Source organism: Marinilabilia salmonicolor, assembly GCF_003003035.1.
In the GTDB taxonomy this organism is placed as follows: Bacteria; Bacteroidota; Bacteroidia; order Bacteroidales; family Marinilabiliaceae; genus Marinilabilia; species Marinilabilia salmonicolor_A.
On the sequence record NZ_PVTS01000011.1, the window covers coordinates 147,595 to 173,918 of the forward strand.

16 protein-coding genes and 2 tRNA genes are annotated in these 26,324 nt (G+C 41.2%); 12 read left to right on the forward strand and 6 right to left on the reverse strand.

The window, feature by feature from the left end:
* Positions 1 to 105: 105 nt before the first annotated feature.
* The 4 genes from recA to BY457_RS12440 all read right to left on the reverse strand — a co-directional run bounded on the left by recA (position 106) and on the right by BY457_RS12440 (position 12,490).
* A complete protein-coding gene (recA, locus tag BY457_RS12425) occupies positions 106 to 1,152 on the reverse strand; it encodes a recombinase RecA (protein ID WP_106153653.1) in 1,047 nt (348 codons plus the stop codon).
* Positions 1,153 to 1,280: 128 nt separating this feature from the next.
* Positions 1,281 to 1,745, reverse strand: coding sequence for a thioredoxin-dependent thiol peroxidase (gene bcp, locus BY457_RS12430; RefSeq protein ID WP_106153654.1), 465 nt, complete (start codon positions 1,743 to 1,745; stop codon positions 1,281 to 1,283).
* Between the two features lie 94 nt (positions 1,746 to 1,839).
* Positions 1,840 to 2,778 carry a hypothetical protein gene (locus BY457_RS12435; protein ID WP_106153655.1) on the reverse strand — a complete coding sequence of 313 codons (939 nt, stop codon included), beginning with the start codon at positions 2,776 to 2,778 and terminating at the stop codon, positions 1,840 to 1,842.
* A gap of 82 nt (positions 2,779 to 2,860) precedes the next feature.
* A complete protein-coding gene (locus BY457_RS12440) occupies positions 2,861 to 12,490 on the reverse strand; it encodes a choice-of-anchor Q domain-containing protein (RefSeq protein WP_106153674.1) in 9,630 nt (3,209 codons plus the stop codon).
* A 434-nt stretch (positions 12,491 to 12,924) separates the two neighbouring features.
* Between BY457_RS12440 and BY457_RS12445 the strand changes: the two genes are divergently transcribed.
* The 12 genes from BY457_RS12445 (at position 12,925) to BY457_RS12500 (ending at position 24,519) form a co-directional block, all read left to right on the forward strand.
* Positions 12,925 to 15,441: a tetratricopeptide repeat protein gene (locus BY457_RS12445; RefSeq protein WP_106153656.1), complete on the forward strand. Its 2,517-nt coding sequence runs from the start codon at positions 12,925 to 12,927 to the stop codon at positions 15,439 to 15,441.
* 75 nt (positions 15,442 to 15,516) lie between these two features.
* Positions 15,517 to 15,792 (forward strand): ATP-dependent Clp protease adaptor ClpS, encoded by a 276-nt coding sequence (locus tag BY457_RS12450; RefSeq protein ID WP_106153657.1) that lies wholly within the window; start codon positions 15,517 to 15,519, stop codon positions 15,790 to 15,792.
* Positions 15,793 to 15,967: 175 nt separating this feature from the next.
* On the forward strand, positions 15,968 to 16,426 hold the full coding sequence (locus BY457_RS12455; protein ID WP_106153658.1) for an NfeD family protein: 459 nt from the start codon (positions 15,968 to 15,970) through the stop codon (positions 16,424 to 16,426).
* A gap of 5 nt (positions 16,427 to 16,431) precedes the next feature.
* Positions 16,432 to 17,451 carry a flotillin-like protein FloA gene (gene floA / locus BY457_RS12460; protein ID WP_106153659.1) on the forward strand — a complete coding sequence of 340 codons (1,020 nt, stop codon included), beginning with the start codon at positions 16,432 to 16,434 and terminating at the stop codon, positions 17,449 to 17,451.
* Positions 17,452 to 17,534: 83 nt separating this feature from the next.
* The gene (locus BY457_RS12465; protein ID WP_106153660.1) at positions 17,535 to 19,574 is read left to right on the forward strand and encodes a sialate O-acetylesterase; all 2,040 of its coding nucleotides are present in this window, start codon (positions 17,535 to 17,537) and stop codon (positions 19,572 to 19,574) included.
* A gap of 294 nt (positions 19,575 to 19,868) precedes the next feature.
* A tRNA-Ser gene (locus BY457_RS12470) sits at positions 19,869 to 19,957 on the forward strand.
* 12 nt (positions 19,958 to 19,969) lie between these two features.
* Positions 19,970 to 20,044: transfer RNA gene (locus BY457_RS12475), tRNA-Pro, on the forward strand.
* 295 nt (positions 20,045 to 20,339) lie between these two features.
* Positions 20,340 to 21,602, forward strand: a complete 1,263-nt coding sequence (locus BY457_RS12480) for a site-specific integrase (protein ID WP_106153661.1) — start codon at positions 20,340 to 20,342, stop codon at positions 21,600 to 21,602.
* A gap of 154 nt (positions 21,603 to 21,756) precedes the next feature.
* A complete protein-coding gene (locus BY457_RS12485; protein WP_106153662.1) occupies positions 21,757 to 22,590 on the forward strand; it encodes an RteC domain-containing protein in 834 nt (277 codons plus the stop codon).
* Positions 22,591 to 22,772: 182 nt separating this feature from the next.
* Complete coding sequence (locus BY457_RS12490) at positions 22,773 to 23,048, forward strand: helix-turn-helix domain-containing protein (RefSeq protein ID WP_106153663.1); 276 nt, start codon at positions 22,773 to 22,775, stop codon at positions 23,046 to 23,048.
* A 21-nt stretch (positions 23,049 to 23,069) separates the two neighbouring features.
* The gene (locus BY457_RS12495; RefSeq protein ID WP_106153664.1) at positions 23,070 to 23,762 is read left to right on the forward strand and encodes a transcriptional regulator; all 693 of its coding nucleotides are present in this window, start codon (positions 23,070 to 23,072) and stop codon (positions 23,760 to 23,762) included.
* Positions 23,763 to 23,820: 58 nt separating this feature from the next.
* Positions 23,821 to 24,519 carry an ATPase gene (locus tag BY457_RS12500; protein WP_258176718.1) on the forward strand — a complete coding sequence of 233 codons (699 nt, stop codon included), beginning with the start codon at positions 23,821 to 23,823 and terminating at the stop codon, positions 24,517 to 24,519.
* Between the two features lie 395 nt (positions 24,520 to 24,914).
* Here BY457_RS12500 and BY457_RS12505 read toward each other — a convergent pair whose 3' ends face one another.
* Together BY457_RS12505 and BY457_RS12510 are read right to left on the reverse strand one after the other, a co-directional pair.
* Positions 24,915 to 25,394 carry a DUF4405 domain-containing protein gene (locus tag BY457_RS12505; RefSeq protein ID WP_106153666.1) on the reverse strand — a complete coding sequence of 160 codons (480 nt, stop codon included), beginning with the start codon at positions 25,392 to 25,394 and terminating at the stop codon, positions 24,915 to 24,917.
* Between the two features lie 15 nt (positions 25,395 to 25,409).
* Positions 25,410 to 26,000, reverse strand: coding sequence for an NAD(P)H-dependent oxidoreductase (locus BY457_RS12510; protein WP_106153667.1), 591 nt, complete (start codon positions 25,998 to 26,000; stop codon positions 25,410 to 25,412).
* Between the last annotated feature and the right edge of the window lie 324 nt (positions 26,001 to 26,324).

Genomic DNA, 26,324 nt, shown 5'->3' on the forward strand with positions numbered 1-26,324 from the left:
GCCCTGTCAGTTATTTTTCAAGAAAACTTCTATCAACTTCTGCCTTCTGCCTAAACAATCAAAATATTGTGATTTACAGAAAGCTCATGAAGCGTTACATTCCTCCTAAGCTTTCTCTTCGGTCAAAGCAGCAACAATCTTCCGCTCTAGTTCTTCGGCCAATTCGGGATTGTCACGAATCACATCTTTAACAGCTTCGCGTCCTTGTCCCAGTTTGGTATCTCCATAGCTGAACCAGGATCCGCTTTTCTTAATCACATTGTGCTCCACACCAATATCGATAATTTCTCCGATTTTAGAGATTCCTTCACCATACATGATATCAAACTCGGCCTTGCGGAACGGAGGTGCCACCTTATTCTTAACAACTTTAACACGCGTATGATTACCAACCACCTCATCGCCGTTTTTCAACTGTGTAACCCGTCTGATATCCAAACGAACAGAAGAGTAAAACTTCAGGGCATTACCACCGGTAGTAGTTTCAGGATTACCGAACATCACACCGATTTTCTCACGCAACTGGTTGATAAAAATACAGCAGGTGTTGGTTTTACTGATGTTTGAAGTAAGCTTTCGCAAGGCCTGTGACATCAGACGCGCCTGAAGTCCCACTTTATTTTCGCCCATTTCACCTTCAATCTCAGCCTTAGGAGTAAGAGCAGCAACGGAGTCAACCACCACCAGATCAATGGCAGATGAACGAATCAGCTGATCGGCAATTTCCAATGCTTGCTCACCGTTATCTGGCTGTGAAATCAACAGATTCTCCACATCCACACCCAGTTTTTCAGCATAAAAACGGTCAAAAGCGTGTTCCGCATCAATAATGGCAGCGATTCCACCAAGTTTCTGCACCTCTGCCATGGCATGAATGGCCAAAGTCGTTTTACCTGATGATTCAGGACCGTATATCTCAATCACCCGTCCACGGGGATATCCACCTACACCAAGTGCACGGTCAAGTCCGATAGATCCTGATGAGAAAGAAGGCACATTTTCAGCCACCGATTCTCCCATCCGCATGATGGCTCCCTTTCCATAGGTCTTATCAATTTTATCCATAGTAAGCTGAAGAGCTTTCAGCTTCTCGGCATTCACTTTTTTAGCTTCTTCTTTTTTCTTGTCCGTTTTTTCCTCTTGTTCGGCCATACTATTTTTCTATGTTATGCAGTTTAATAATCCATGCAAACTGACAGGACTCTTCAATCAGCTCACTTACAGCCAATAAAAAAAGCTACACCCTGCAGTATTTTCACCGATAAAGATAACCATAAATATTAAAGATTCAACTCGGAAAAAATCTGTTCAGAATGTTCTTTAGTCTTCACCTTTTTGAAGATTTTCTCTATCAAACCGCTCTCATCAATAATAAAGGTGGTGCGAACTACGCCCATGTATGTTTTACCATACATCTTTTTTTCGGCCCAAACACCGTATTTCTCGAGAATTTCTTTTTCGGGATCAGCGATCAGATCAAATTTCAATCCGTGTTTGTCGATAAATTTACGGTGTGAGGCCTCACTGTCGGGACTTACCCCGATTATTTTAAATCCTTTATCAGCAAACTGGTCCAAATTATCATTTAGATTGCATGCTTCTGCTGTACAACCGGAGGTATTGTCTTTGGGATAAAAATAAAGTACTACTTTCTGCCCTTTAAAATCATCCAGAGAGATTTCTTTCCCATCCTGATTCTTCCCTGAAAAGGAAGGAGCTTTTTGTCCTTCTTCTAATTTTGCCATAATATAAACATGTTTTTAAATGCACTAAAAAAACAGCCTACACCGCGTTTTGTTTAGCATTTTTACAATTGCTCTGATTTATGGACAAATCAGATTAAAACCTAATTCCAAGAATTCCCCGGAAACCGGAAAAGGTAACCTCGCCCTGATTCATGACACTCAAATTCTGATGCAATGCACCACTGGTGTTGTATTCAGGACCAGGAAACAAAATGTCCTGTTTCTCTAAAAAGGGATCATTCCCGGGGAAATAATATCTGGCTTCAAGAAACAAGTGAGAATTCTGTCCCGGAAAAACCACACCAATACCTGCAAAGGGCAGCAACACATTATCCAGATCCAGGTCTGTTTCATCCACCCATTTAGGATAATCCGTATAATAGCCAAGTTCGGGAAGATTGTCCAGCAACAGATTATATTCTTCATAGTACCCCTGATGTGTAAACATTCCCTTCTGCTCATAAGTGCTCTTAACCGGCAATCTGTACTCTGCACCTGCCTCGGCAAAAAGGTCCCATCTGCCAACAGTGACAAACCCACGAATCAAAATCGGAAACTCAGCCCAGATGTATTTTTGGGTTTCCTCCACTCCGGTTGCAGAAACTCTTTTCTCAAAGGCATCTCCTTCATCATCAATCCAGGGCATAGCAGCCGAATATTCTGCAACATTTCCTTCGGTGGTTTGCAGTGAAAGGGAGGCACCAGTAGAAAGTTCCAGCCACTTAACTATTCTGAAGTTAAAGGCCACCCCTCCTCCATAAGAAGGGAAAGGATCCAGCGCCACTGAAGAGTTAGTGTGTGCCCACTCAAACATTCCTCCATGAACATAAAAAGTAGTGGAAAAAAGCTTTTGCTTCGTAATTATTTCTTCCTGATTGAATCCGGAAGCCTCCTCTGCCCTATTTTGACTTACGGTTAAAGAGTCTGACACCTGGTCGCTTTGTCCCTGCAAATCAAGGCAAAAAACCATAGACAGAAGTAGAAAGAAACCAAATCCTTTTATACGAAAAGTAGAAATAATATTTTTATCCATAGTATAGGGTATTGCATCTAAAAAAATTAATCTAATTACCAGGCAGTTGTCCGGTTTAAGAGCAGACAACTGCCTGAAAAATCTATTCAATAATCAGTTTCTTATTCTCCAAGAAGCCATCATTGTATTCAATCTGTATCAGATAAACACCGCTGCTCAAATCGGTATCTTTCAACTGAAGAATACTGCTTTCACCATATTCCCGGTCAATCAATAAAGAACCTTTCATATCGTAAAGCCTTATTCTTGACATTTCTGACACAACAGGAAGAATAACATCAACCGGATTTCCGGCAACCACAGGATTCGGTGAAACCACAGCGGATTTTAAAGAGGCACTCTTCGTTCTGTTTACTTCTCCGAAAATCAGACATTGAGACATTTCATCAAAGGCCGTTACTGTCAAATCCCCTCTACTCATTGACTTCACATCCACATATTGTTTTTGTGAGACTTCTTCTCCGTTAAGATACCATCTGAATTCAGATAAATTGCCAGATGAATTATCAACAAAATAAACAGTATTCCACTTAGGTTCAGGAATTACCAGCTCGGTTCCGGCCTTGTACTGAAGATTAAGCGTTACCTCCTCGGATGAGCCACACCAATCATTAACAGTAACAGTGTAAACTCCTGTATTCTCCGGCATCACAGACTCAATAAACAGAGAATCCGAAACTGAAACTTCGGTTTCCTGGTCATTGAACACCCACGAATAATCCAGCGCATCACCCTCTATGTTGACACCAAGAGTAACCGACGTTCTCGGACAAACCGAAACATCAGGATCTTCAACAGATAATACTACCGGAACACAAGCCCTGGTGGTAAAGTCAAATTCAGCAAACCACTGGATAATCTGATCATTGTTTGCCAGAGTAACTTGTCCTCCGGGTAACTCCAGATGATAATCTGTAGAGGCCTGAAGTCCCGGATGAGAAATAATCAATAGGGACGGATCCTGCGGTGAAACACTCAATTCTGTTTCCAAATCCGGGTTAAGGACCGGTGAAACAGACGGGTCAACAGCAATAGGTTGATTGAAACGAATGGTAATTGAATCAATAAAATCGGTAAGTCCATCAGTATCAACAGAGCTTTCCACAACTTCCAGCTTCCCGTTTTCTGTGGCTTCATAAGCCCCCATGTCGGTTTTCAGCCAGTGCGTACGTGAATTTTTAGCCAGATCATATCCAAAGAGTCCTGTAAACCATTTATTGTTTCCCTGCTCAATACATGGTGAGAACAACTGAAGTGAATAGTCGCGATTCTGAGGATCAGTCCACAGCGGATCGTAAGAGATGTTTTCTTCACCTTCGTAACCACCTTCAACACATGAATAGACCACCTGAGACGCAGCATCTGAAAATGCTCCGTTTTCATTGGAATAAACGATGCTGTTCTTCACATCAAAAGTTCCATATAATCCGCCGGTATTGGATGCTCTGTTATGAGCAACAGTACAGCTGAGCAATTCGGGTTTAGAGTCTCCATCAGCAAAAATTGCCCCTCCACTTCCTGAGGCTTCATTGTCATGGAACAGAACATTAAAAAAGCGGGGACTTGATCCATCATTGTAAACAGCACCGCCATTATCTCCGCTATTGTTGCGGAAAACTGAAAACTCAATTGAAGGCGAAGAATTTACATTGTAGATGGCACTTCCGGTCGCATCTTCAAAAATGAAACCTTCGATAACTGCTCCCCGTCCAAGTGGAGTTGCAACATCAAACTCATTTCTGAAAAGATGAATACTATTATCAGAATCATCACCGGAAACACCAATATCACCGCTCAATATGACAGGATGTTCCACATGATTTCTATTCCATGCGTTGGATTCATCACCTGCCAACCCACCGTAAATGATCACTCCCGGTTTGAGCGAAAGAGCCTGTTCACGTTCCGCTTGCGTAACATTACTAGGGTCGGCGGGAGTTACAGGATAGTATTTTCCTTCAGCTACCCAGATTTCATCACCTGGTAAAGCAAAATCAAGGGCTTCATGCAAAGTTCCAAAAGCATCATCCCATGAAGCGCCTGTTGTTCCGGTACTACCCTCTTTTACCTTAATGGTGTAATCATGACCGATGTAGAAGGTGGAGGGCTCAGACCAATTGACATAATCACCGTAATCCAGTCCAATGGTCCATTGATAAGCGGAGCCATACTCCAGGCCACCAATAATTGTGCTGTTATTGGTTCCATCAATGCCACTGCTTGCACTGAAAGGACCATCTTCCAGGAGATTATCCTCATCACCAACTTTCCACAATTTCATCTGATACTCAAAGTCGGAAGGAATGTTGGTCTGTGGTTCTATCGTACCGTCTGATATTCCCCAAACAAGATTTAGCATCATCAACATACTGTATTCCTTCGTCCCGCTACCTCCATTGGTGGGAGCTACAGGTTGAATTTGCAGGTATTCAAACGGGCCAATGTCCACATTATCTCCAAAAGTACGGTCAAATCCTGCATAATCAGTTAACAACTCATCGGCAACAAGATCATTATCACCTGCATTGATAGCAGGCGAGCCTTTTTGCAAATGGAAAATACTATTGTCAGCATCCACAAAAAGAGGATCTTTGGCAATGTTTCCATTGGAACCGTCAGCATCCGCAAAAACAGAGTTTTCAATTCCGGTTGTGAAATTAAAATCAGAATCTGACGAATCGTGATTGTTCCAGGCAATGGAATTATTAACCTCCACAGAGACCCAGTTGTTCTTATAGATAGCTCCACCTATGTCGGTTGTTGTATTTCCATACCATAAACAATTATTAAAAGTAGCATCAGAAGATGCCATTACTGCAGCTCCTGCTGATGCGGCACTGTTATTTACAAACAACACATTAGAAAACGTAGGATTACTACCATTTTGGGAATAAACAGCTCCTCCCCACCTGTCGGCCAGATTGTCTCTTAACCAGATATTTCTCAACTTGGGAGAAGACCAGCGAATATATATACCACCGCCATCATACCTAGCTTTACCTTTTTCTATGATAAAACCGTCCACCACATTATCCTCAAAGAGACGATCCTCAGACCCCCTGACTCTCAATATATTGTAACTATTATCATTCACATCTCCTTCCACGCCAATGTCTCCGCTGAGTATGGTTTCGTTGGCCATCCAGTCACGCTCCTCCACAGAAGATTCGAAACCGCCAAAGCCACCATAAAGTTTCATGCCATTCTTTAATTCAAAAGTAGCATTCCTATCCCCTTCATCAGCAGGTTTATAGGTTCCGGCCGCGATCCATATCTCATCATTTTCGATGGAAATCGCCATTGCATCTTTGAGATCCATTGCATCCAGCCATGAAGTTCCATTGCCTGTTGCTCCGGGTTTTACATACAGTGGATGGTCACGGTTAACCGTAAAAGTTCGGCTCTCTGACCAGTTTGTAAAACCGGTATCCTCTAGGCTACCAACACGCCATGAAACCACATCGGCCGACTGAAGACCGGTCAACTGAGTTTCTAAAGCAGTCAGATCTTCAATCAGTTGCGACTCACCACCGTTAATGATATACTCAACAACAAAGCCGTTAATATTGTTGGGGATAGAGTCATTCCAACCCCATTCAAGTTTAGTTCCTGAGAAACCAGCATCCAACCAGGATTTATCGGCAGGGCTCACAAGAGTTGGGCAAATAACCCATCCTTCTATGGCTCCCATATCCACAGTATCTCCCTGTATCCTGGAATTACCATGATAATCGGTTACCAACCAATCCGGAAGGTTTTCGGTGCTTCCTGTATTAATGGCAGGACTACCCTCTTTTAATCTGAAATCTGCTTTTTCAACAGAAACAAAACCAGGCTCCTGATTCAAATTCCCATTCTGTTCAACAGCATTGTTGAAAATGGAATAGAAAGAAGAAACTCCATAAGAGAAATTATCATAACTCCATCTTGCCTCATTATCCCAGGCAATAGAATTGTACACCAAAGAGGTACTACTGTTGTCATAAACCGCACCACCATAATAACCGGAATAATTTCCCGACCAAACACAGTTATAATAGTTCACCTTATTATCAGAATAGACAGCACCTCCGTTATCACCCGCTTCATTATTTTGGAACAGTACATTTCCGAACAAAGGATTACTCCAGGTATCCACATAGACGGCACCCCCTTTATCGGAAGCAAAATTATTCCTAAACCAAACATTTTTTATAATCGGGGAAGCTCTGTTAATAATCAAGCCACCTCCATCATTGACGTCATAAACATCAGAGAACCCGTTTTCAATGGTCACCCCATCCAGGATCATTTGCTCTGTAACAGGCTGATCCTGAACACCGAAAATTCTGACTACGTGATAACTGTTGTCACCTTCAACACCGGGCTCCCCAATATCTCCACTCAAAACCACCTGGTTTTTATGGGTATTACGTTCTTCAAAGAAAGTCTCAACACCAGAGAATCCACCAAACAATTTAAGATTCTCATCTATAACAAAAGAAGAAGTTCTGTCTGTTGTATTTGTAGGTTTATAGATCCCGGCTGAAATCCACAAAGAATCACCTTTTGCTACAATGTTCAATGCATCTTTCAAATCAATGCCGGTCCCCCATGAAGAGCCGTCTCCGGTACCATTTGGCACAACAAACAACGGATGTCCACGATAAATACTGAACGAAGCATAGACTGACCAATTGGTGTTACCACTACCATCCACATATCCTACCCGCCACTTAACTAAATCCAGTGGTGCGAGTCCTGAAAGACCATAATCATAACCTTCAATATTCTCAACAAGGGTTGTATCTTCGCCGATCACATATTCCAGTTGATAATCAGAAATAGTTGCAGCAACTTCACTGTCTTCCACAGCCCACTTAAGCATAATGGTGGTTCCTTCCACAATCGAAAGAACCGACTGGTTTTCGGGAGCTAATAATACTGGACCAACGACTGCTCCTTCAGAGATTCCAATATCAACTGTATCTGCTAAAATTCTGGAATTACCAAAGTAATCGGTAGTCAACCATTCAGGAAGCGCATCATTGCTTCCGGCATTCAAGGCTATACTTTCATCTCTTAATCTAAAGTCTCCATTTTCCGCATCAACAAATCCGGGGTCTCCTTTCAGGTTAAAGTCGCTATCCCCTTTATCATAAATAGTATAAGAAACCAGTTCCTGTCGACTCAAATCATTGTTGTAATCATTTTGAGTTGAATTTTTCCAAAATATAGAATTAACAATTTTGTTTCGTCCATAAGCTGCGCCCCCATCACTCCCGGAGGAGTTATTAAACCAAACACAATTGTAATACCTGAGATATTTTTGAGCATAAACAGCACCACCTTCGCTATCGCTTGCATTATCAGTAAAGAGAACATTTACAAATCCAGCCTGGCTTCCTTCCGCATCATAAACTGCACCACCATCATTTAAAGCATAGTTATTTGTAAAATGCACATTGATAAACAAAGGAGAAGCCCATTGGAGATATAGACCTCCTCCATTCCGACTTTCCCCACTTCCATCTGCATAACCGTCCTTTATAATAACCCCATCAACTACGGCACTCCAGTCATCCCGTTCTTTTGTTGTGCCCAAAGCCGATAAAACATGGAAACTATTGTCGGCTTTAACACCTTCACTACCAATATCACCACTTAAAATGGTTTTGTTCAAAATGTGGTTTCGTTGGGCAAATTCAGTTTCAGTACCGTTGAATCCTCCAAACAATTTTATTTTTTCGGTTAATACAAAAGAAACCTCACGATCAGCTGTCTCAGTTGGTGTATATATCCCCGCCTTCACCCATATAGAATCTCCATCCACTGCATTGTCCAATGCATCCTGAAGACTCATCGCATCACTCCATGAAGTACCTTCACCGGTTCCTTCAGGAGTTACGAAAAGCGGATGCCCTCTCAATACTGAAAAATGGTGTTGTTTCGACCATGTATCCTGTCCGGATTCAGACACGCTACATACCCTCCAGGCAACCTCTGTCGCAGATGAAACGCCCAACAAACTATAGGCGGTACCCGGGAGGTCATCTACAAGGACTACCTCTCCTCTGTTAATGGAATATTCCAGTATATAATGATCTACATCTGCCGGTTCACCATTCTCCCAATACCATTCCAATAAAAAATCCATACTTGTTCCCTCAAAATACCTTCCATCTTCCGGGAAAAACAACTTAGGACTCTCTACAGCTCCTTCAAAAGAACCAACATCCACAATACTTTCTTTGATTCGTTCGCTTCCGAATCCGTCTGTTGTCAACCATTCAGGTACATCTTCGTTAACACCGGTATTCAAACCCGGACTTCCGGCAAGAAGCCTAAAGTCATTTTTATCGGGTGCAACAAACATCGGATCCGCAGAAACATTTCCATTGCTTTCATCACGGGTTTCGTAGATAGAATTTCTGACGTTATTGCTGCTGGAGAATTCATTGTCATAAAGACCGGAATTATTTCCCCATGAAATAGAATTGGTAATGGTTGCATATCCATAAACAGAACCACCCCTGCCGCCGGCTGAATTCCCGGACCATGTACAGTTATAAAATTCGGCATTTCCCACTGAACAAACGGCACCTCCATCATCGCCTGAAGAGTTTCCAGAGAACAACACATTCCCAAATTTTGGCTTACTGCCATAATTAACATACACTGCACCTCCATCATAGCTTGAAGAATTATCTCGAATCCACAAGTTTCGAATTAAAATGGAAGCATTATCAAGATAAATTCCAGAGCCATTATAACCTGCCCCGCCCTCAACAATTAATCCGTCTAAAACAGTTTTTTCAGTAAGCAACTTTTTTGAAGTACCAATTGCTTCAAGCACCCTATAACTATTGTCGGAATTCAGTGCCTCTTCACCAATATTTCCACTTAAAATTGTTTCGTTATCCTTCCAGTTTCGTTCAGAAAACTCTGTTTCAAAGCCTGCGAAACCACCAAAAATCTTTACATTATCTTTCAATTCAAAAGAAGCATTCCTATCCAAAGTATTGGTAGGATAATAAACCCCATTAGCCAACCAAATAGAGTCACCCATCATTGACTTATTAATAGCAACTTGTAGATTGGTGGCATCGCTCCATGAGCTTCCGGTTCCTGTTCCATCCGGAGTTACATACAATGCATGTCCGCGTAAAATAAAGAAACGATAAAAATCTGACCAATTTAAAGCACCAGAAGCATCCACGCTGGCAACACGCCATTGTACAACACTTGCCGGACTTAACCCTGATAATGTGTAATTTAAACTCTCCAAATTTTCAACTAAAACAGGTTCGTTCTCATTGATTGAATATTCAAGAATATAACTCTCCACATCAGCAGGCTGAGTATCACTCCATCCCCATTCAAAAAGAACACTTGTTTGATTAGACTCAAAGACAGTGCTATCTGCAGGACTAAGCAGTTCAGGAGTGAAAACAACTTCTTCCGAAATGCCCATATTCACAACCCCATCCTGAATACGTTCTAACCCAAAATAGTCCTTTGTCAACCATTCGGGGACATCCGTATTGCTACCTGCGTTTATAGCAGGACTGTTAGCTCGTATCCTAAAATCACCCTTGTCAGGTGCAATAAAAGCAAGCTCGCCTGAAATATTCCCATTAGTATTATCGGCATCTGGATAAAGCGTATTTCGTATAGTTACATCATAAGAAAAATCATTATACCCATCTGCTGAAAAATTATTCCAGGCAATAGAGTTTACAACAACAGAGTTTCCATATACAGCCCCAAAATAATAATTAGAATAATTGTCATACCAGACGCAATTATAAAACTCAAATCCTCCATAGCTATTTACTGCACCCCCATAGCCATAATAATGTGTAGTCGAATTATTATGGAAAATAACGTTTCCAAATGATGCCGCCGAAAAATCATCTCCAGAGACTGCACCTCCATGGCCATAATTTACAGTATTATCGCGAAATATAACGTTACGAACAATCGGTGATGCATATTGTAACCACATTCCGGCACCATTTTCCAAACTGGCGATTGAGTTATACCCTGTATAACCATTCTCAACAATAATCCCATCAATAACAGTAGCTTGGGTTATCGGTGCATTTTCATTACCGACCATTTTAATAACATGATAGCTGTTATCCGTATTATCCCCTTCAATTCCAATGTCACCACTTAGAATGGTCTGATTCTGATTCCAGTCCCTTTCATCGGGAGAAGTCTCATTTCCGCTAAATCCACCCAGCAACGTCAGATCATACCGGATTTCAAAGGACTCATCCCGTGAATCTCCGGTGGTTGGAGTGTAAATTCCCGCTGCCACCCAAATCTGCTCACCGGGACAAGCAATTTTCATGGCATCAGAAAGAGTTATAGCATCCGACCATGAAGCACCACTTCCTGTAGCGCCGGGTTTTACATATAAAGGGTGCGAACGTTGAATAAAAAATTGTCTGTAAGGCGACCACCGTTTCGTCCCGTCAGAAAGATTTGCACATACCCTCCAATTGCCAGTAGTACCTTCACTCAAACCTGAAATAGTATGCGATGCAACGGATGTTTCAGCTTCCTGAACCATTTCTCCTCCATTCACCGAGTATTCTACAGTATAATCATCCAGATTTTCAGGTGCGAATGTTTCCCAGTCCCAGGTAAGTGCAACACTCGACACATCAATATCAAAGACATGGTTGTGTTCCGGCAATTGCAAGGAAGGAACGGCAACAGTACCCTCAAACACACCCAGGTCAACCACTTCATTCTGTATTCGGCTATTTCCGGAATAATCTATTAACAGCCAATCAGGCAAATAGGAATTGTCACCCCCATCAACAGCAATACTACCTTCAGCCAAACGAAAATCACCATTCATCGGGTCAACAAAAAGCGGTTTGTAGTTTATTTCTTCATGAAAGGAAAGAGTTGAATATTCGTTGTTATTACTAAAATAAGAATTATCAGACTCTCCACATTCGTTAAGCACCTCCAGCGAATTATAGACAGTCGTTGCAGATGTATTGGTAAATAAGGCTGCGCCGGCAATTTCAGCGTAATTTTTATACCAGGTACAATTATAAAAAAGAGCTTGCCGCTCAGCATACACAGATCCACCATAACGACCTGAATTAAATGAAAATATTACATTCCCAAACAATGGTCGGGCATTCAACAGGGAATAAACCCCACCCCCATTCGAAGACCCCTGATTCCTTCTAAACCAACAGTTCTTGACAATTGGGTCGCCATCATATATATAAAACCCTGTCCCCGAAGATCCTTTCCCATCCTCAACTATAAAACCATCGACAATTGTTCGGTAATTCAGATTCACATCGGCCGCCTCACGTAAGGTAACTACATGATAGCTATTATCTGAATTATCTTCCTCAACCCCAATATCACCACTCAGTATTGTTTCATTCAGGCGCCAGTCTCTCTGAGAAAGTTCTGTTTCATCACCGGCAAATCCACCATAATAATGAACCCCGTCTTTCAGCTCAAAGCTGATATCCCGATTCCCTGCAGTGGTAGGTTTATAAATACCGGCAGCCACCCAAACTTCATCACCGGCCACAGCAGCAGCCAGGGCAGTTTGTAAATCGGAATAAACATTGGTCTGATTTTGCCAGGCGGTACTCGCAGTACCCGGCTTTACATAAAGAACATCGGCTTTTAATTCGGAGAAAGAAATTGCCAGAATCAACGAAAGAATGAGGTAAAAGTGCTTCATAATTGGGGCCATTAAAAAATTATAATTCACCCCTCCTTATGAACAAACAAGTAACCAAGTTCTGTTATTCTACTGACTTGGTTTTGGTAAAGATCGAACCGGGAAGGGTTGTGTTTTTTTAACAAAATCGAACAATATTACCAATTATTAAATAATTGACCAACCACCCACCGGGAAATTTTGATGAACATCAAAAATCCTTTTAGGGATTTCACCTCGAATGATTAAATTTGATGCCGGAAATTGTATTAGTGACCAGCTAATAGTGAAAAGTGAATAGGTGAAAAGGATATCGTTTGAAAATCATTAACATGAGGATTCAAACCGGTAATAATGAGCTACCTTAAATCATCTATAAACAAACGACATACGAATATCACAAATAATAAACAAGTCCCTTTTCATAATAAAACAACAACAAAACTCAGGAAGGCATGAAGCAGTATTTTACCATAATTATTCTCAGCATACTCTCTCTCCAAATGATGGCACAGGAATCAGTCGTATCTCCCGATAGGGCACTGGAGTTATTCACACAAGGGAACTATGCCGAAGCCCTCCCCATGTACGAGCAACTTATTGAGCGATATGAACGGGAAGCAAAATACAACTACTACCTGGGTGTTTGTCTTGTTGAGCAGCGCCAAAACCTCAGTGAAGCCATCAAAAGATTAAAATTTGCGCAGTCAAGAAGAGTTAACCGAGATGTTCATTTCTATCTGGGAAAAGCCTATCAAAAAGCATATGAATTCGAACTGGCCGAACAGGAGTTTAACAACTTTCTGAAATACGCAACCAATAATGACCCGAGAAGAGCCAAAGCGCTCAGATCTGTCGAGGATTGTAAAAGTGCCAACACACTAATCAACAAACACTTTAGCATTCAGATCATTGACAAAGATACCGTTCCGGAGTCTGCATGTCTCTCGCAATACAACTTGCCTGAAGAGGCCGGTACAATTGCCAAAAACAAAACTTTTTTCAAAACAGGCGTCCCACCCGAGAAAATCATGTACCGAACCGAAAAAGGTGATGATGTTTACTTTGTTTTAGAAGAGCCCGACACCACGCTTCATGATATTTACTTCATGGAGCAATTGCTTGACCGCTGGAGTGGAAGCAAAAACCTGGGTGAACCTGTAAATTCAGATTTTGACGACCGTCACCCATTCCTGATGGTGGATGGTACTACTTTTTTCTTTGCCTCCGACCGACCGGGAGGAATGGGAGGTCTGGACATCTACCGTTCAATTTTTGACCCGGAGAGTGACACGTTCTCGTCACCTGAGAATCTTGGCCCTCCTTTTAATTCGCCGGATGATGACTTTCTGTTTGCAGCAGACCCGTTTGGAGAAAGAGCCTGGTTTACCACCAACCGGGGAGTTGCGCCCGGAACTGCAGTTGTTGTTAAAATTGTCTGGGACAACAACGTGTTCAAAAACCTGACGGAAGATGTTAACCAGGTACGTGAGCTTGCCCTGCTTCCTCTGAGTGAAGGCAATTTCTGGGAAGATGGCACCAAACAAGAGCAGGAAAAACAATCAACAGCCAAACGAAACAGTGAACAGCAATTTCAGTTTTACATCAATGACACATTGGTTTACACCAATTTTGATCAGTTTCTGAGTGATGTTGCACGCATGGAATTCAAAAGGGGTCAAAATGTAGATATGCAAAAAGACAGCCTGGAACAAGTGATGCGCAACAAAAGGGAACAATATGCGCAAAGCTACAATCAGGAAGAGTTGAGCAGACTGATGGATGAGATTCTGGAACTGGAAAAGAAGGTTTACGGCCACGACGACCAGGTAAAAAGACATTACATAAGAGCCCGGCAGCTGGAGATGGACAAAATATCGGAACTTAAAAGCCGGGGAATGTATAATGAAGCGCAAAAACCGGCGCCCGGGGCGTCATCCAACAACAGCCTGACTGCTCCGGCTCTGAAATCGGGCAATTTTTCATTTTATTCCGATGAAGAATTCATGACCAGACAGGAGCGTTTAAACCCGATGTATAAAAAATACTTTTCACCTGCACAAATCCAGGTACTTCAGCAAACCGACAGCATGTACACATGGGCCAAAATCATGCAACTGGAAGCTTCTAAGCTGTTGGAAAGCTCTGTTACGTCAGGGACAGAAGAAGAACAACAAAAAAGTCTTATTCAAAGAGTTAGAAACCTGGACTCATTGTCAAAAAACAATCAGGAAGAAAGTGGCGAGCCGGCATCCAGAAAGAGCAGATACATGCAACAACAGGCTTTATCGATGTATCATGAAGCGCTCGACAAAAAGTTTAATATCTACAAACCTGTTCTTAAGCGAATGGCAGAAAACCAGGGCAACGGGCACTGGGAAAATCTTTTGGGTGAAGCCCAGAGCAGATTCGAGCAAGCCAATAACGGCATCGAAAAAATGGCTGTCTGGAACCCGGGACAATATGAAAATCTGGGAGGATTAAAGCGCCAGGCCATTGAGATGATCGAACAAAGTCTCCTCGACAGTCAGGGAAATAATTTAACGGTTTCTGCTACATCATCAACCGCCAATAATGCCACCAGCAAGCAGAAAACAGAAAGCGTTCCCGCTGACAATCAACCATCAATAACCCAATCTGAAAGACAAAACGCAAACAACGTTGTAAAAGCAGCTTTCGGAGAACCTGACAAAAAAACAGCAAGCCGAAAACCTGTTTACAAAATTCAAATTGGCGTCTTCCGTAATTCTCCCGATTCGGAAGCGCTGTCACGCATACCACAGGTAACCTCGCAGGCAGTACCGGGAAAAGATCTTACCCGATACTACAGCGGAGCATGGTCCGGTTATGCGGAAGCCGCACAGAACATCGAAAGAGTTAGAAACAATGGTTTTCCTGGTGCTTTTATTGTAGCATTTATTGATGGAGAAAAAATATCCATTGAAAAGGCAAGAGAACTGAGTTCAGAATAATCAAGAAGCACAGAATAGGCAGAAACGCTTGTTTGGAATGAATTATTTTCCTATTTTACAACAAATTTTTGAACTATGGCGCCTTACGACAAAAGGAAAGAAAATTTGGGTTCCAGCAAAGAGAGCATTGGCAACCATCTGCTGATATTGCACAACGATGACATCAACTCCTTTGATGATGTCATCGATGCATTAATAGAACACTGCAACCATGACACTTTGCAGGCGGAACAATGTGCCACCCTCACCCATTACAGGGGTTACTGTGAAATAAAGAAAGGTTCGTTCAACGAACTATCTGATTTGCAAAAACAATTAACCGGAAAATCCTTGAATGTCACCATTGATTAACCCTATACAGTTTCTGTCCATAAAGTACCACTTGCGTCGTTACGCTTGCCGCCAAAATACTCATTTACACAAGTAAACTCCGCATTTGGCGGCTTCGCAAGCCTAGCAATTGGCACATTCTGACCAGAAACAGGACTAAAAACAAACTTTACGTAGTTTATTGACAGACTATACAATGACAATTATTATCTTACTGATTATCACCGGGCTTCTATTGCTCATTCTGGAATTTTTTGTGGTTCCGGGAATTACCATCGCCGGCATTGGTGGTCTGGGCATGATTGTCGGTGGTATTTTCATGGCCTACGGGCTGGATACTGCAACAGGCCACATCACATTAGCGCTTACCATATTCTTAACACTCATCATCCTATTTTACGCGCTTAGAACCAAAACCTGGCAAAAACTGATGCTGAGTTCAAGCATCAACAGCAATGTGGATACCGTCGTGGAAAATTCCATCAATATTGGCGATACGGGAAAAACAATTACCCGCCTGAACCCCATTGGAAAAGCGAGAATCAACGGACAGGATGTGGAAGCCCGTTGTCCCGGTCAGTTCCTTGATCCTAAAACAGAAATTGAAGTAACCGAAGTATATAAAACCTACATCATTGTTAAACCAGTAAAATAATTACTATGGAAGTTTTCGGAACACTCGGGCTCATTGCAGTCATCATTGTTCTCTTTTTTGTGATACTGTATTATGTTCCCGTAATATTGTGGTTCTCGGCACTGGTAACCGGTGTTCGCATCTCTCTTCTCCAACTGGTGCTTATGCGCATCCGGAAAGTACCGCCATCCGTCATTGTAAGGGCCATGATTGAAGCCCATAAAGCAGGCCTTCAGACCATCAAACGCGATGAATTGGAAGCGCACTTTCTGGCAGGGGGAAATGTGGACAACGTAGTCCATGCATTGGTTTCCGCATCAAAAGCCAATATCGATCTTACTTTTCAGATGGGAACAGCTATCGACCTGGCCGGTCGTGATGTTTTTGAGGCTGTACAAATGTCTGTAAACCCCAAAGTCATTGATACACCTCCGGTGGCTGCTGTGGCCAAAGACGGAATTCAGTTAATTACCAAAGCCCGGGTAACCGTTCGTGCCAACATCAAACAGCTGGTGGGTGGTGCAGGTGAAGAAACAGTGCTGGCCCGGGTGGGTGAAGGTATTGTCTCCTCCATTGGTTCATCAAGTTCACACAAAGCTGTGCTTGAAAATCCCGATTCTATCTCAAAGGTTGTGCTGAGCAAAGGATTGGATGCAGGAACAGCATTCGAAATTCTCTCCATTGATATTGCCGACATCGATATAGGTAAAAACATAGGTGCTGAACTTCAGACCGACCAGGCCGAAGCCGACAAAAACATTGCTCAGGCCAAAGCAGAAGAGCGTCGCGCCATGGCCGTTGCCGAAGAGCAGGAAATGAAAGCTAAAGCACAAGAAGCAAGAGCTCATGTAATCGAAGCGGAAGCAGAAGTGCCCAAAGCCATCGCCGAAGCCTTCAGATCCGGAAACATCGGAATTATGGATTACATGAAGTATAAAAACATAGATGCCGATACGCAAATGCGTGACTCTATCGCAAAACCCCAGCAATCGTCAGGACGATCCAAAGATGATAAGTCCAACGATAAAGGGAAAAACGATAAATAATCTTTGATAGAAATACTCACATCAATAAAGGCCGGCCGCACAAATGGCCGGCCTTTTTTGAACAACACTAAAAAAGCAAAAAGATGAAAACCCTTTTCAAAATTACTTTATTGATTACCGCTATTTCAACATTGATGAGTTGCAATAAAGAGACAAATCTTTCTGTTCCGTCAATCTTTTCTGACAATATGGTGATTCAGCAAAACAAAAGCGTCGCCATTTGGGGAAAAGCCACCCCTGGTACGGAAATAACAATCTCGGGCAGCTGGGAAAAATCAGCGACTGCCACAGCAGGTGACGACAGCACCTGGCAAACAGAGCTTTCCACCATTGAAGCCGGCGGTCCTTACGAATTATCAGTCAGTTCTTCCGACACCACCATCACCATAAAAAATGTGATGTTGGGTGAAGTATGGCTGGCCTCAGGCCAATCAAACATGGAAATGCCACTGAAAGGCTGGCCTCCCAACGACACCATCCTTAATTCAGCACAATTCATTACCAACTCTGATAATGAAGCCATCCGGATGTTTACGGTTGCCAGAAATATGGCTTCAGAGCCGCTTGACAACGTTTCAGGAGCATGGGTTCAGGCCAATCCGGAGAATTCCGGAAACTTTAGTGCTACGGCCTACTTTTTTGCACGGAAGCTCAATAAAGAATTGAATGTCCCCATAGGAATTATCCACAGCAGCTGGGGCGGAACCCCCATTGAAGCATGGATAAGTTCAACGCAGCTCAAGGAAAGTGAAGATTTCTCAGACATCATTAAAGACCTGGAAAAATTAGCCCCCCAGGCTGAAGCCTACGACAGATGGCTTGCCACCAACGAATCTGTAAGTATTCTTCCCACTGCCGGGAATAAAGAACCCTATAAAGATCTGGATGCTTTCGATGAATTTTGCAGTGACCCGGCAACCAACACAGCAAATTGGCCATCCGTAAAACTCCCCACAACCATCGAACAAACCGAGATTGGGGAGATGGATGGAATTGTCTGGTTCCGAAAAGACATTGAAATCCCTGAAAGCTGGGAAGGACAAGAATTAATCCTTTCACTGGGCCCCATTGATGACATGGATGTGACCTATCTCAATGGGGAAAAGATTGGCGGAACAGAAGTAGAAGGTTTCTGGCAACAAGTAAGATATTACACCATTCCGGCAGAAATGGCTAAACAGGGCAGCGCCACTATTGCCGTGAAAGTAATGGACCATCAGGGTGGTGGTGGAATATACGGTGACCCGGATCAGATGAAAATTCATCCCAAGGGAAATGACGCAAATGCCATTGCCCTTGACGGAGAATGGAAATACAATGTGGTCGGACAAATAGCCGGAAGCAAACTATATCTCTTCGATCCATCCACCGATGCTTATGAGTCACGGCCCGAATTGTCAGTACAACTCAGTTCGCACACCCCCACCGTCCTTTACAATGCCATGATTGCTCCTCTTGTTCCTTACACTATCAATGGAACAATCTGGTATCAGGGTGAAACCAATGTGGGACGAGCCAACCAATACATGGAGCTTAAATCGGCATTGATCAACAACTGGCGGAGAGATTTCAAAAACCCGGAGATGCCTTTCTACTATGTTCAGTTGGCTCCCTGGAATTACAACGATGTGGAAGGTATCTCATCTGCCAACTTGCGTGAAGCACAAAGGCGTTCCCTGAAGATTCCGAATACGGGGATGGCAGTAACCCTCGATATCGGAAATGTGAACAACATCCATCCGGCAAACAAAACCGATGTTGGAGAACGTCTGGCTTTATGGGCTTTGACAAAGGACTATGAAAAGAACATACCATTCAGTGGCCCGATTCCAGATGATTTTAAAGCACAAGAGGGAAAAATCATTATCACATTCACCAATGTTTCCGATGGTTTGAAAATCAATTCTGATGTGCCAAACCAGTTTGAAATTGCCGGCAACGATGGCAAGTTCTTCCCTGCAAATGCAACAGTAAAAGAAGAACAGGTAATCGTATCTTCACCCAAAGTGAACCAACCGGTAAATGTACGATATGCCTATAAAAACGGCGCTGAAGCATCTCTGTTTAACGGAGCAGGATTGCCGGCACCATCATTCACATCAGAAGAAACCATAAACGATTAATCCAATCATTTTACTTATTAAGACCGCCCGGGAAACACTCCCCCGGACGGTCTTTTTTATTGCAGAGAGACCATCTGAATACGCTTTTACCGGCTACAAACACAAAATCTGAAAAAATAATTCAACATATTTATTTTTTTAATCGAATAAGAATCAATACACTCCACTTTTCGACATTCATTTTTTTTCTTTTCCCGGTAAAAATATTTGTCAATTCAGAATCGAATTAATACATTTGCAATCGCGTTTGAGAAAAGCGTCACCCTCTACAGACAAAGGTCTGCAGAATATTTTGGAGAGGTGGGTGAGTGGCTGAAACCACCGGTTTGCTAAACCGGCGTACGGGTAATTCTGTACCGGGGGTTCGAATCCCCCTCTCTCCGCTCTTATTTTTTCGGGGTATAGCACAGTCCGGTTAGTGTACCTGCTTTGGGAGCAGGGGGTCGCAGGTTCGAATCCTGCTACCCCGACTTTTCAGAAACCATCTGAAATCAAAAGCCTGTAAATCGTATGATTTTCAGGCTTTTTTGTTTTTTATAAATCAATTCAATTTAGTTTATTTCAATAAAAATGAGAACAAAACGGTGAGTCAATTATTTTTTTATTTTTGACTCACCAGATAGCTGCAGATCTTATGAACAAAGGCTTTTCAGCGTTTTCAATCTCATTTGTCTTGAATCGAATCAGGTGTTTTTGGTGAACAAAACGGTGAGTCATCACCAGAACCAGGTCAATTCATTTCAAACATCAAAAAATTGAATGGTTATGAAAACATCAAACACCTTTGGCGTACAGTTCATTGTAAGGCCAAGCAGAAAGAAGAAAGACAACAACCGCTTGCCGGTTTACGCCCGCATCTCAGTCAATGGAAGACGTTTAGAAATCTCCCTTAAAACCACCATCGCTTCCGAAGATTGGATTCCGGCAAAAGAAAAAGCAAAAGGCTCCAGGACGGAAATAAAAGAGTTTAACCAATACCTATCCAATGTCAGGGCAAAAATAAACGGGTGCTATCGTGAGTTACTTATGAGTGACAAGATCATTACAGCCGAAGCAATTAAAAACCTCTATTTAGGCAATAAACCTCAAGAACACACTCTTCAGAAGCTTATTACTTATCACAACGAAACATTAAAAGACATCCTGGCCCGGGGAACACTTAAAAATTATTACACGACTCAAAGATATCTGGAAAAGTTTCTAAAAAATAGATCCGGGAGCATAGATATTGGACTCAGTGATTTGGACTATCAGTTTATCACAGACTTTGAGCACTACCTAAGAACCTACATCCCTGTTGACCATCAAAAACGACTCTCCAATAACGGAGTCATGAAGCATCTGGAGAGATTAAGGAAGATGGTCAACATGGCAGTAAAAATGGAATGGATCAGTAAAGACCCGTTCGCCAGGTACAGATTAAGATTTCAAAAAAAGTCAAGAGAGTTTCTTACCTCCGGGGAACTTCAGGCTATTGAATTAAAAAAACTGTCAATTGACCGGTTAGACTACGTCCGGGACCTTTTTATTTTTAGCTGTTATTCAGGACTGGCATATATTGATGTTATAGAATTAAAGCCCGAAAACATAAATATTGGTATAGACGGCGAATTATGGATTACCACATATCGGGCAAAAACAAGCCAACCGATTAGAATCCCCCTTTTGCCTAAAGCTTTAAGTATTTTGAAGAAGTACGAAAACAATCCACGCTCCCTTAATTCCCAAAGAGTTTTTCCCAGGATATCAAATCAAAAATTAAATAGTTACCTAAAGGAATTGGCAGATTTATGTAATATCAGGAAGCCCCTCACATTTCACATTGCCAGGCACACCTTTGCAACCACGGTAACGCTGACCAACGGAGTCCCCATTGAAACTGTTTCAAAATTACTCGGCCATACAAGCATCAAAACGACTCAAATTTATGCCAAAATAGTAGAAGAAAAAATCTGCTCAGATATGCATAAATTAAGAGATACTTTAAATCAAAAACACTCAATATCTCTAATGGCTTCCAAGGGATAAAAAAAGATGGAGGTATAGAAAATTGTGAAATAATTATTATATTTTGGAGGTAAAATAAAAATAAACCTGTTTTTTTAGCGGGTTTATTTTTATTTTCAACAAAATGGTTACTTGGGACTTACAAAGCATTTTTAACCCGCTTTATTAAAGAACCATGCTAACCCAACTTGTTGAAGTTAAGGATGAACTTTTATCTAAACTGCAGTTAATTAGTCGTACAAATAAATTAAGCCAGGCAATCAAATCTGTAGGTTTGATTCTCTATTATATTGAAAGGATAAAGAGCATCCTAAACAATGATTCTTTCAAATCTCAAAATGAGGAGATTTATTTTTTTAAAGAAATCAATCCGGAAATATTTCATAGATTGATTTACTTTAACAAAGTGCTGAAAATTGAGTCTAAACTTAAGGTAGGTGGCAAGAAAAGACAAAAAAAGATTCTGAAGAAAGAACATGAAAAAATTTCAAAATTCTTTAGAAATAACAAAGATTTTTGTTCTTACATGCGCTTAAAACACACCCACTTCGATGCCATTTATTTTAGAAGAAATGAGAATGCCTGGATTAATTATTTTGAATCCTTTGATTATTATTCCTTTGCACCTTTGATTTCTACCCCTCATAGTATTAAGGCCAGCTATCTTTTGGGATATGATTTACTTCTGGATTATTTAAACTCCAAAACCACAAGGCTTAAGGACGACCAGGATTTTCAAACAGGAACCGAAAAGTTCAATTTAAAATGGACGGATTCTAAAACAGACCTAATAGAACTTATATATGCTCTTCATTCAAAAGGATGTTTTAATTACGGTAGTGCTGAAATAAAGGAGATTGCAACCTGTTTCTCAGAAATTTTTTCAATCGAACTTGGGGATTTTTATAGAAACTTTTTGGAAATAAAGAACCGGCAAAATCCAACAAAATTACTCACTCAATTGCAAGAAAAACTTCAAAACAAAATAGAGGAACAAGATTTACTGTAAATCGCAAATCGCAATACACCCAAGTTGGGACTTCACTGGAAATTTCTAACATTCCCCTTTTTGTATATCAAAATAATTCATTCTCGGTGAAATTTTATTTTTACCCAACTTGGGGTGAACTGGTGTTTGTTTCCGATTGCAACATTCTAATTTTGAAACACTAACCCCTAAAATTTAGAATTATGGCTTCTGAAATTATCACTTTAGATGATTTGCAAGTTTTTAAGCAAGAACTCATTAATGACATCCAACGGATTATCAAGGAAACTTCAGGGCAACCAACAAAAAAATGGCTAAAATCCTATGAGGTTCGAAAAATCCTTAACATTTCTCCTGGTACTTTGCAGAACCTCAGAATAAACGGCACTTTGCCATACACAAAGATAGGAGGTGTCTTATATTATGATTACTCAGATATTCAGAGTTTACTTGAGAGAAATAAAACAACTTCACTTTAACTTACTATTAAGGTTCAATAAATGAACTACATACGGCACCTTTCTGCTGTGTTTGAAAAGATGGATAATGAAGATCGTGTAACTCCTTATCTCATTAGTTTATATATGGCATTATTTAGGAGATGGAATGAGAACTTTTTTAATAATCCTATTTCTATTGCCAGGTGTGAAATAATGAGGCTTTCTAAGATTGGTTCTACTAATACTTACATACGTTCGTTAAGGGAATTAGACCATCTGGGCTTCATTAAATATAATCCATCCAGAAGCAAGCATCGAGGCAGCTTAATTTACATGTTCACTTTTGATAAAACTGAAGAACAAGACGTGCGACCTTATAAAAACAGTTATAAAACATCCTCTTCCCAAAGTGGCAAGAAAAATGAAAATCAGAATTTTTTAGAAATGAGTAATTCTTATTTATCCGGTTTTGGGCCAGACATTCCTCCTATGCTTCAGCATGTTCAAATTTACTTTGAGGAAAAGGGGATGCCCTCAATCGAAGCGGACAAATTTTTTAATTATTATGAAAGCAATGGCTGGCTTGTGGGGGGTAAATCAGAAATGAAAGATTGGAAGGCCGCTGCTCGAAATTGGATCCTTAACCGCGAAAGATTCAATAACCGAATTAAGAACACAAAGAAAAAAAAGCGGTCTTCAAAACCTAGTAGCACTAATTTGAATCAAAACAAAAATTACAACACACCCCTCTAATCTCACACCATGAACAACAATACCTCTACCAACACTCAACCCCCAACCTCCACTCCCCATGCTCCAGGCTCCTTGCCCCATGCCTCTTACTCCCTACTCCATGCCCCATGCCCACCCCCCAATAACCATTAACCTCATGTCCCCCTACTACCAAAAAGCATTCGCATATCTCCAACAAAAAGGAAGAGAAACGTATGGTAATTTCTTCCTCCTATACCCTAACGACACCCAGGTGATAGGTAAACTACTGGCGTGGTTTCTTCGAGACAAAGCCACAGCTGACCTCAAAGGCATAAATCTCCAAAAAGGAATTCTCCTCTCCGGCCCGGTTGGTAGCGGAAAAACTTCACTGATGAACCTAATGCGACATTTTTCACGCGAACAAGCACCCCATTTCATGAAACCATGTCGCGACATTGCTTTTGAATTTGAAAAAGATGGGTTTGAAATCCTTCGTCGATACTCTGGTATCACCTACCTGGCAGGTGCAAAACCCAAAATCATCAAAACATTTTGCTTTGACGACCTCGGAACCGAACAGATTCTCACCCATTACGGAAAGGAATGTAACGTAATGGCAGAAGTCATTCTCTCCCGTTATGAAAATTTCACCAGGCACCACAGGTTAACACACTTCACTACCAACCTCTCTGCTGACGAAATTGAAGAAATCTATGGGCCAAGAGTTCGTTCGCGCCTCCGGGAAATGTGCAACCTCATCGCATTCCCCGCCGAAACTCCCGACAAAAGAAAATAAAAGAACATCAAATCTGGTTTTCGGATAATTTGTTTATGGGTATATCTAAGTGATTAAAAATAACCATCTTTAGCACTCAAACCATCGTTAAACCTAAACTCACAAAAACCATAATTGGGATTTCGTTCTTTTTGGGGCAATGCCAAAAAGAACAACAATATAACGAATTACAGACTTTTTGCCACACAATTGAAAAAAATCCAACAATTACCGGATTTCCCGGAAACCTCCAACTGATTCCAACAAATTCTATGAGATTCCAGTAGAATTGGGAAAAATCTAATTCCCACGCATGGGGTAAAATTCTAATTCAACAATAGCCATCATTATTGTATCCGCAGTTTCCTGCACAATGCCCTTGAAATATAATACGGTCATTTTGCTCATTTCTTCAATTAATAATCCGTGATCAAATCAAATACTTCTTCTGGGGTTGCATCATTGTTAGTCCAGATTTCCTCCATCGTCGCTGCTCCGTCAATTGATATTCCGTTTGCTTCCAACCTTTTTGCGGCTTCAACAGAATCAACCTGCAGAACTCTGAAAACATCATCAATCGGTGCTTTTACTATTCTTTCTAAAACGATGGTATCAACTTTCGGATTGTAATGTTGCTGAACGATAAACAATATGGACATTACTGCTACGGCCAATGCAGCAGGGAAGAAAACACCCTTTTTGAAATGGATTTTCAAGGCCTTCCAATTGATTATGACATGGAAAACGGCAAAAATAACAAAGAAAAGGCCAAGGAACTCATGTACGACTTCTGTATAACCGTCAAATAAATGGAAAAACATAAGTAAACCGGTAATTGCAACGACCAGGAAAACTATAGAGATGAAAGGGGTAACGTAATTTCGGTTCAGTTTCATAATACAAGGATTTTTTTAGTTGAGTTTTGAGAACCTGTTCTCAAGGTTGATTAACCAATTTTCTCTTTTCTTTTGGCTTACTGATTTTACTGAAGTAAAACTTATCCAATGAAGATTTTTGTACCCTATCGTTTTAAAAACGCTTCTTAACATGGTTTTCCTGATTAAATTTCCAATGAGCAGGGAATACATTATTTTCGGTTTGTTCATTGTCGTGATAATGGTTACGCTTTTTAGATTTTTCAAGAGAGGCACCAATCCAAATCCTCTAGGATGGTGGTCATACACGACCCCCGGACACAGCACCCGGTCAACAAAACCTTTGGTGGTTGCCGGCATTATATCCCACCAGATTGGGAAAATAAAAATCAGGTGGTTGGCCTTTTTCAAACGTTCGGTATAATCGATTACCTGTGGATCAATGGGTTTGTGATCTATAAATGCTTTTAAATCTGCCTTTGACATTACGGGATTAAATCCGTCATTATCAAGGTGCATCAAGTCAACGTCATGATTTACATTTTGAAGCCCATTAGTAACAGATTGTAATATGGCATTACAATAACTGCCTTCGTTAGGATGATTGAATACGATAACTGTTCTCATTTTTACTGTTTTAGTACAGTACAAAATTGAGAAATCATTCAGCCCCCGGACGATAACAATTGTTAATAAATAAACGTTTACTGCCTGTTTCGTATCCGGCTCAACGACACAGAAGTAATGCCTAAATAGGAAGCTATATAATGTTGTGGAACACGTTGAACAATATGAGGATAGTTCTCAATTAATTCTTCGTAACGTTGTTGTGGTGTGTTTTTAAGGTAAGACAAAAGTATCCACCCCAGCAATGACATCTTTCCTGGCATGATCCAGACGCCTACCTTTGTCAAAAAAAATCATGCAACACAGAAAATCTTTAAACCAGAG

Excerpts from the sequence above, each read along its gene's own strand:
- recA (WP_106153653.1), bottom strand. The coding sequence starts at position 1,152 with ATGGCCGAACAAGAGGAAAAAACGGACAAGAAAAAAGAAGAAGCTAAA.
- bcp (WP_106153654.1), bottom strand. The coding sequence starts at position 1,745 with ATGGCAAAATTAGAAGAAGGACAAAAAGCTCCTTCCTTTTCAGGGAAG.
- BY457_RS12435 (WP_106153655.1), bottom strand. The coding sequence starts at position 2,778 with ATGGATAAAAATATTATTTCTACTTTTCGTATAAAAGGATTTGGTTTC.
- BY457_RS12440 (WP_106153674.1), bottom strand. The coding sequence starts at position 12,490 with ATGAAGCACTTTTACCTCATTCTTTCGTTGATTCTGGCAATTTCTTTC.
- BY457_RS12445 (WP_106153656.1), top strand. The coding sequence starts at position 12,925 with ATGAAGCAGTATTTTACCATAATTATTCTCAGCATACTCTCTCTCCAA.
- BY457_RS12450 (WP_106153657.1), top strand. The coding sequence starts at position 15,517 with ATGGCGCCTTACGACAAAAGGAAAGAAAATTTGGGTTCCAGCAAAGAG.
- BY457_RS12455 (WP_106153658.1), top strand. The coding sequence starts at position 15,968 with ATGACAATTATTATCTTACTGATTATCACCGGGCTTCTATTGCTCATT.
- floA (WP_106153659.1), top strand. The coding sequence starts at position 16,432 with ATGGAAGTTTTCGGAACACTCGGGCTCATTGCAGTCATCATTGTTCTC.
- BY457_RS12465 (WP_106153660.1), top strand. The coding sequence starts at position 17,535 with ATGAAAACCCTTTTCAAAATTACTTTATTGATTACCGCTATTTCAACA.
- BY457_RS12480 (WP_106153661.1), top strand. The coding sequence starts at position 20,340 with ATGAAAACATCAAACACCTTTGGCGTACAGTTCATTGTAAGGCCAAGC.
- BY457_RS12485 (WP_106153662.1), top strand. The coding sequence starts at position 21,757 with ATGCTAACCCAACTTGTTGAAGTTAAGGATGAACTTTTATCTAAACTG.
- BY457_RS12490 (WP_106153663.1), top strand. The coding sequence starts at position 22,773 with ATGGCTTCTGAAATTATCACTTTAGATGATTTGCAAGTTTTTAAGCAA.
- BY457_RS12495 (WP_106153664.1), top strand. The coding sequence starts at position 23,070 with ATGAACTACATACGGCACCTTTCTGCTGTGTTTGAAAAGATGGATAAT.
- BY457_RS12500 (WP_258176718.1), top strand. The coding sequence starts at position 23,821 with ATGCTCCAGGCTCCTTGCCCCATGCCTCTTACTCCCTACTCCATGCCC.
- BY457_RS12505 (WP_106153666.1), bottom strand. The coding sequence starts at position 25,394 with ATGAAACTGAACCGAAATTACGTTACCCCTTTCATCTCTATAGTTTTC.
- BY457_RS12510 (WP_106153667.1), bottom strand. The coding sequence starts at position 26,000 with ATGAGAACAGTTATCGTATTCAATCATCCTAACGAAGGCAGTTATTGT.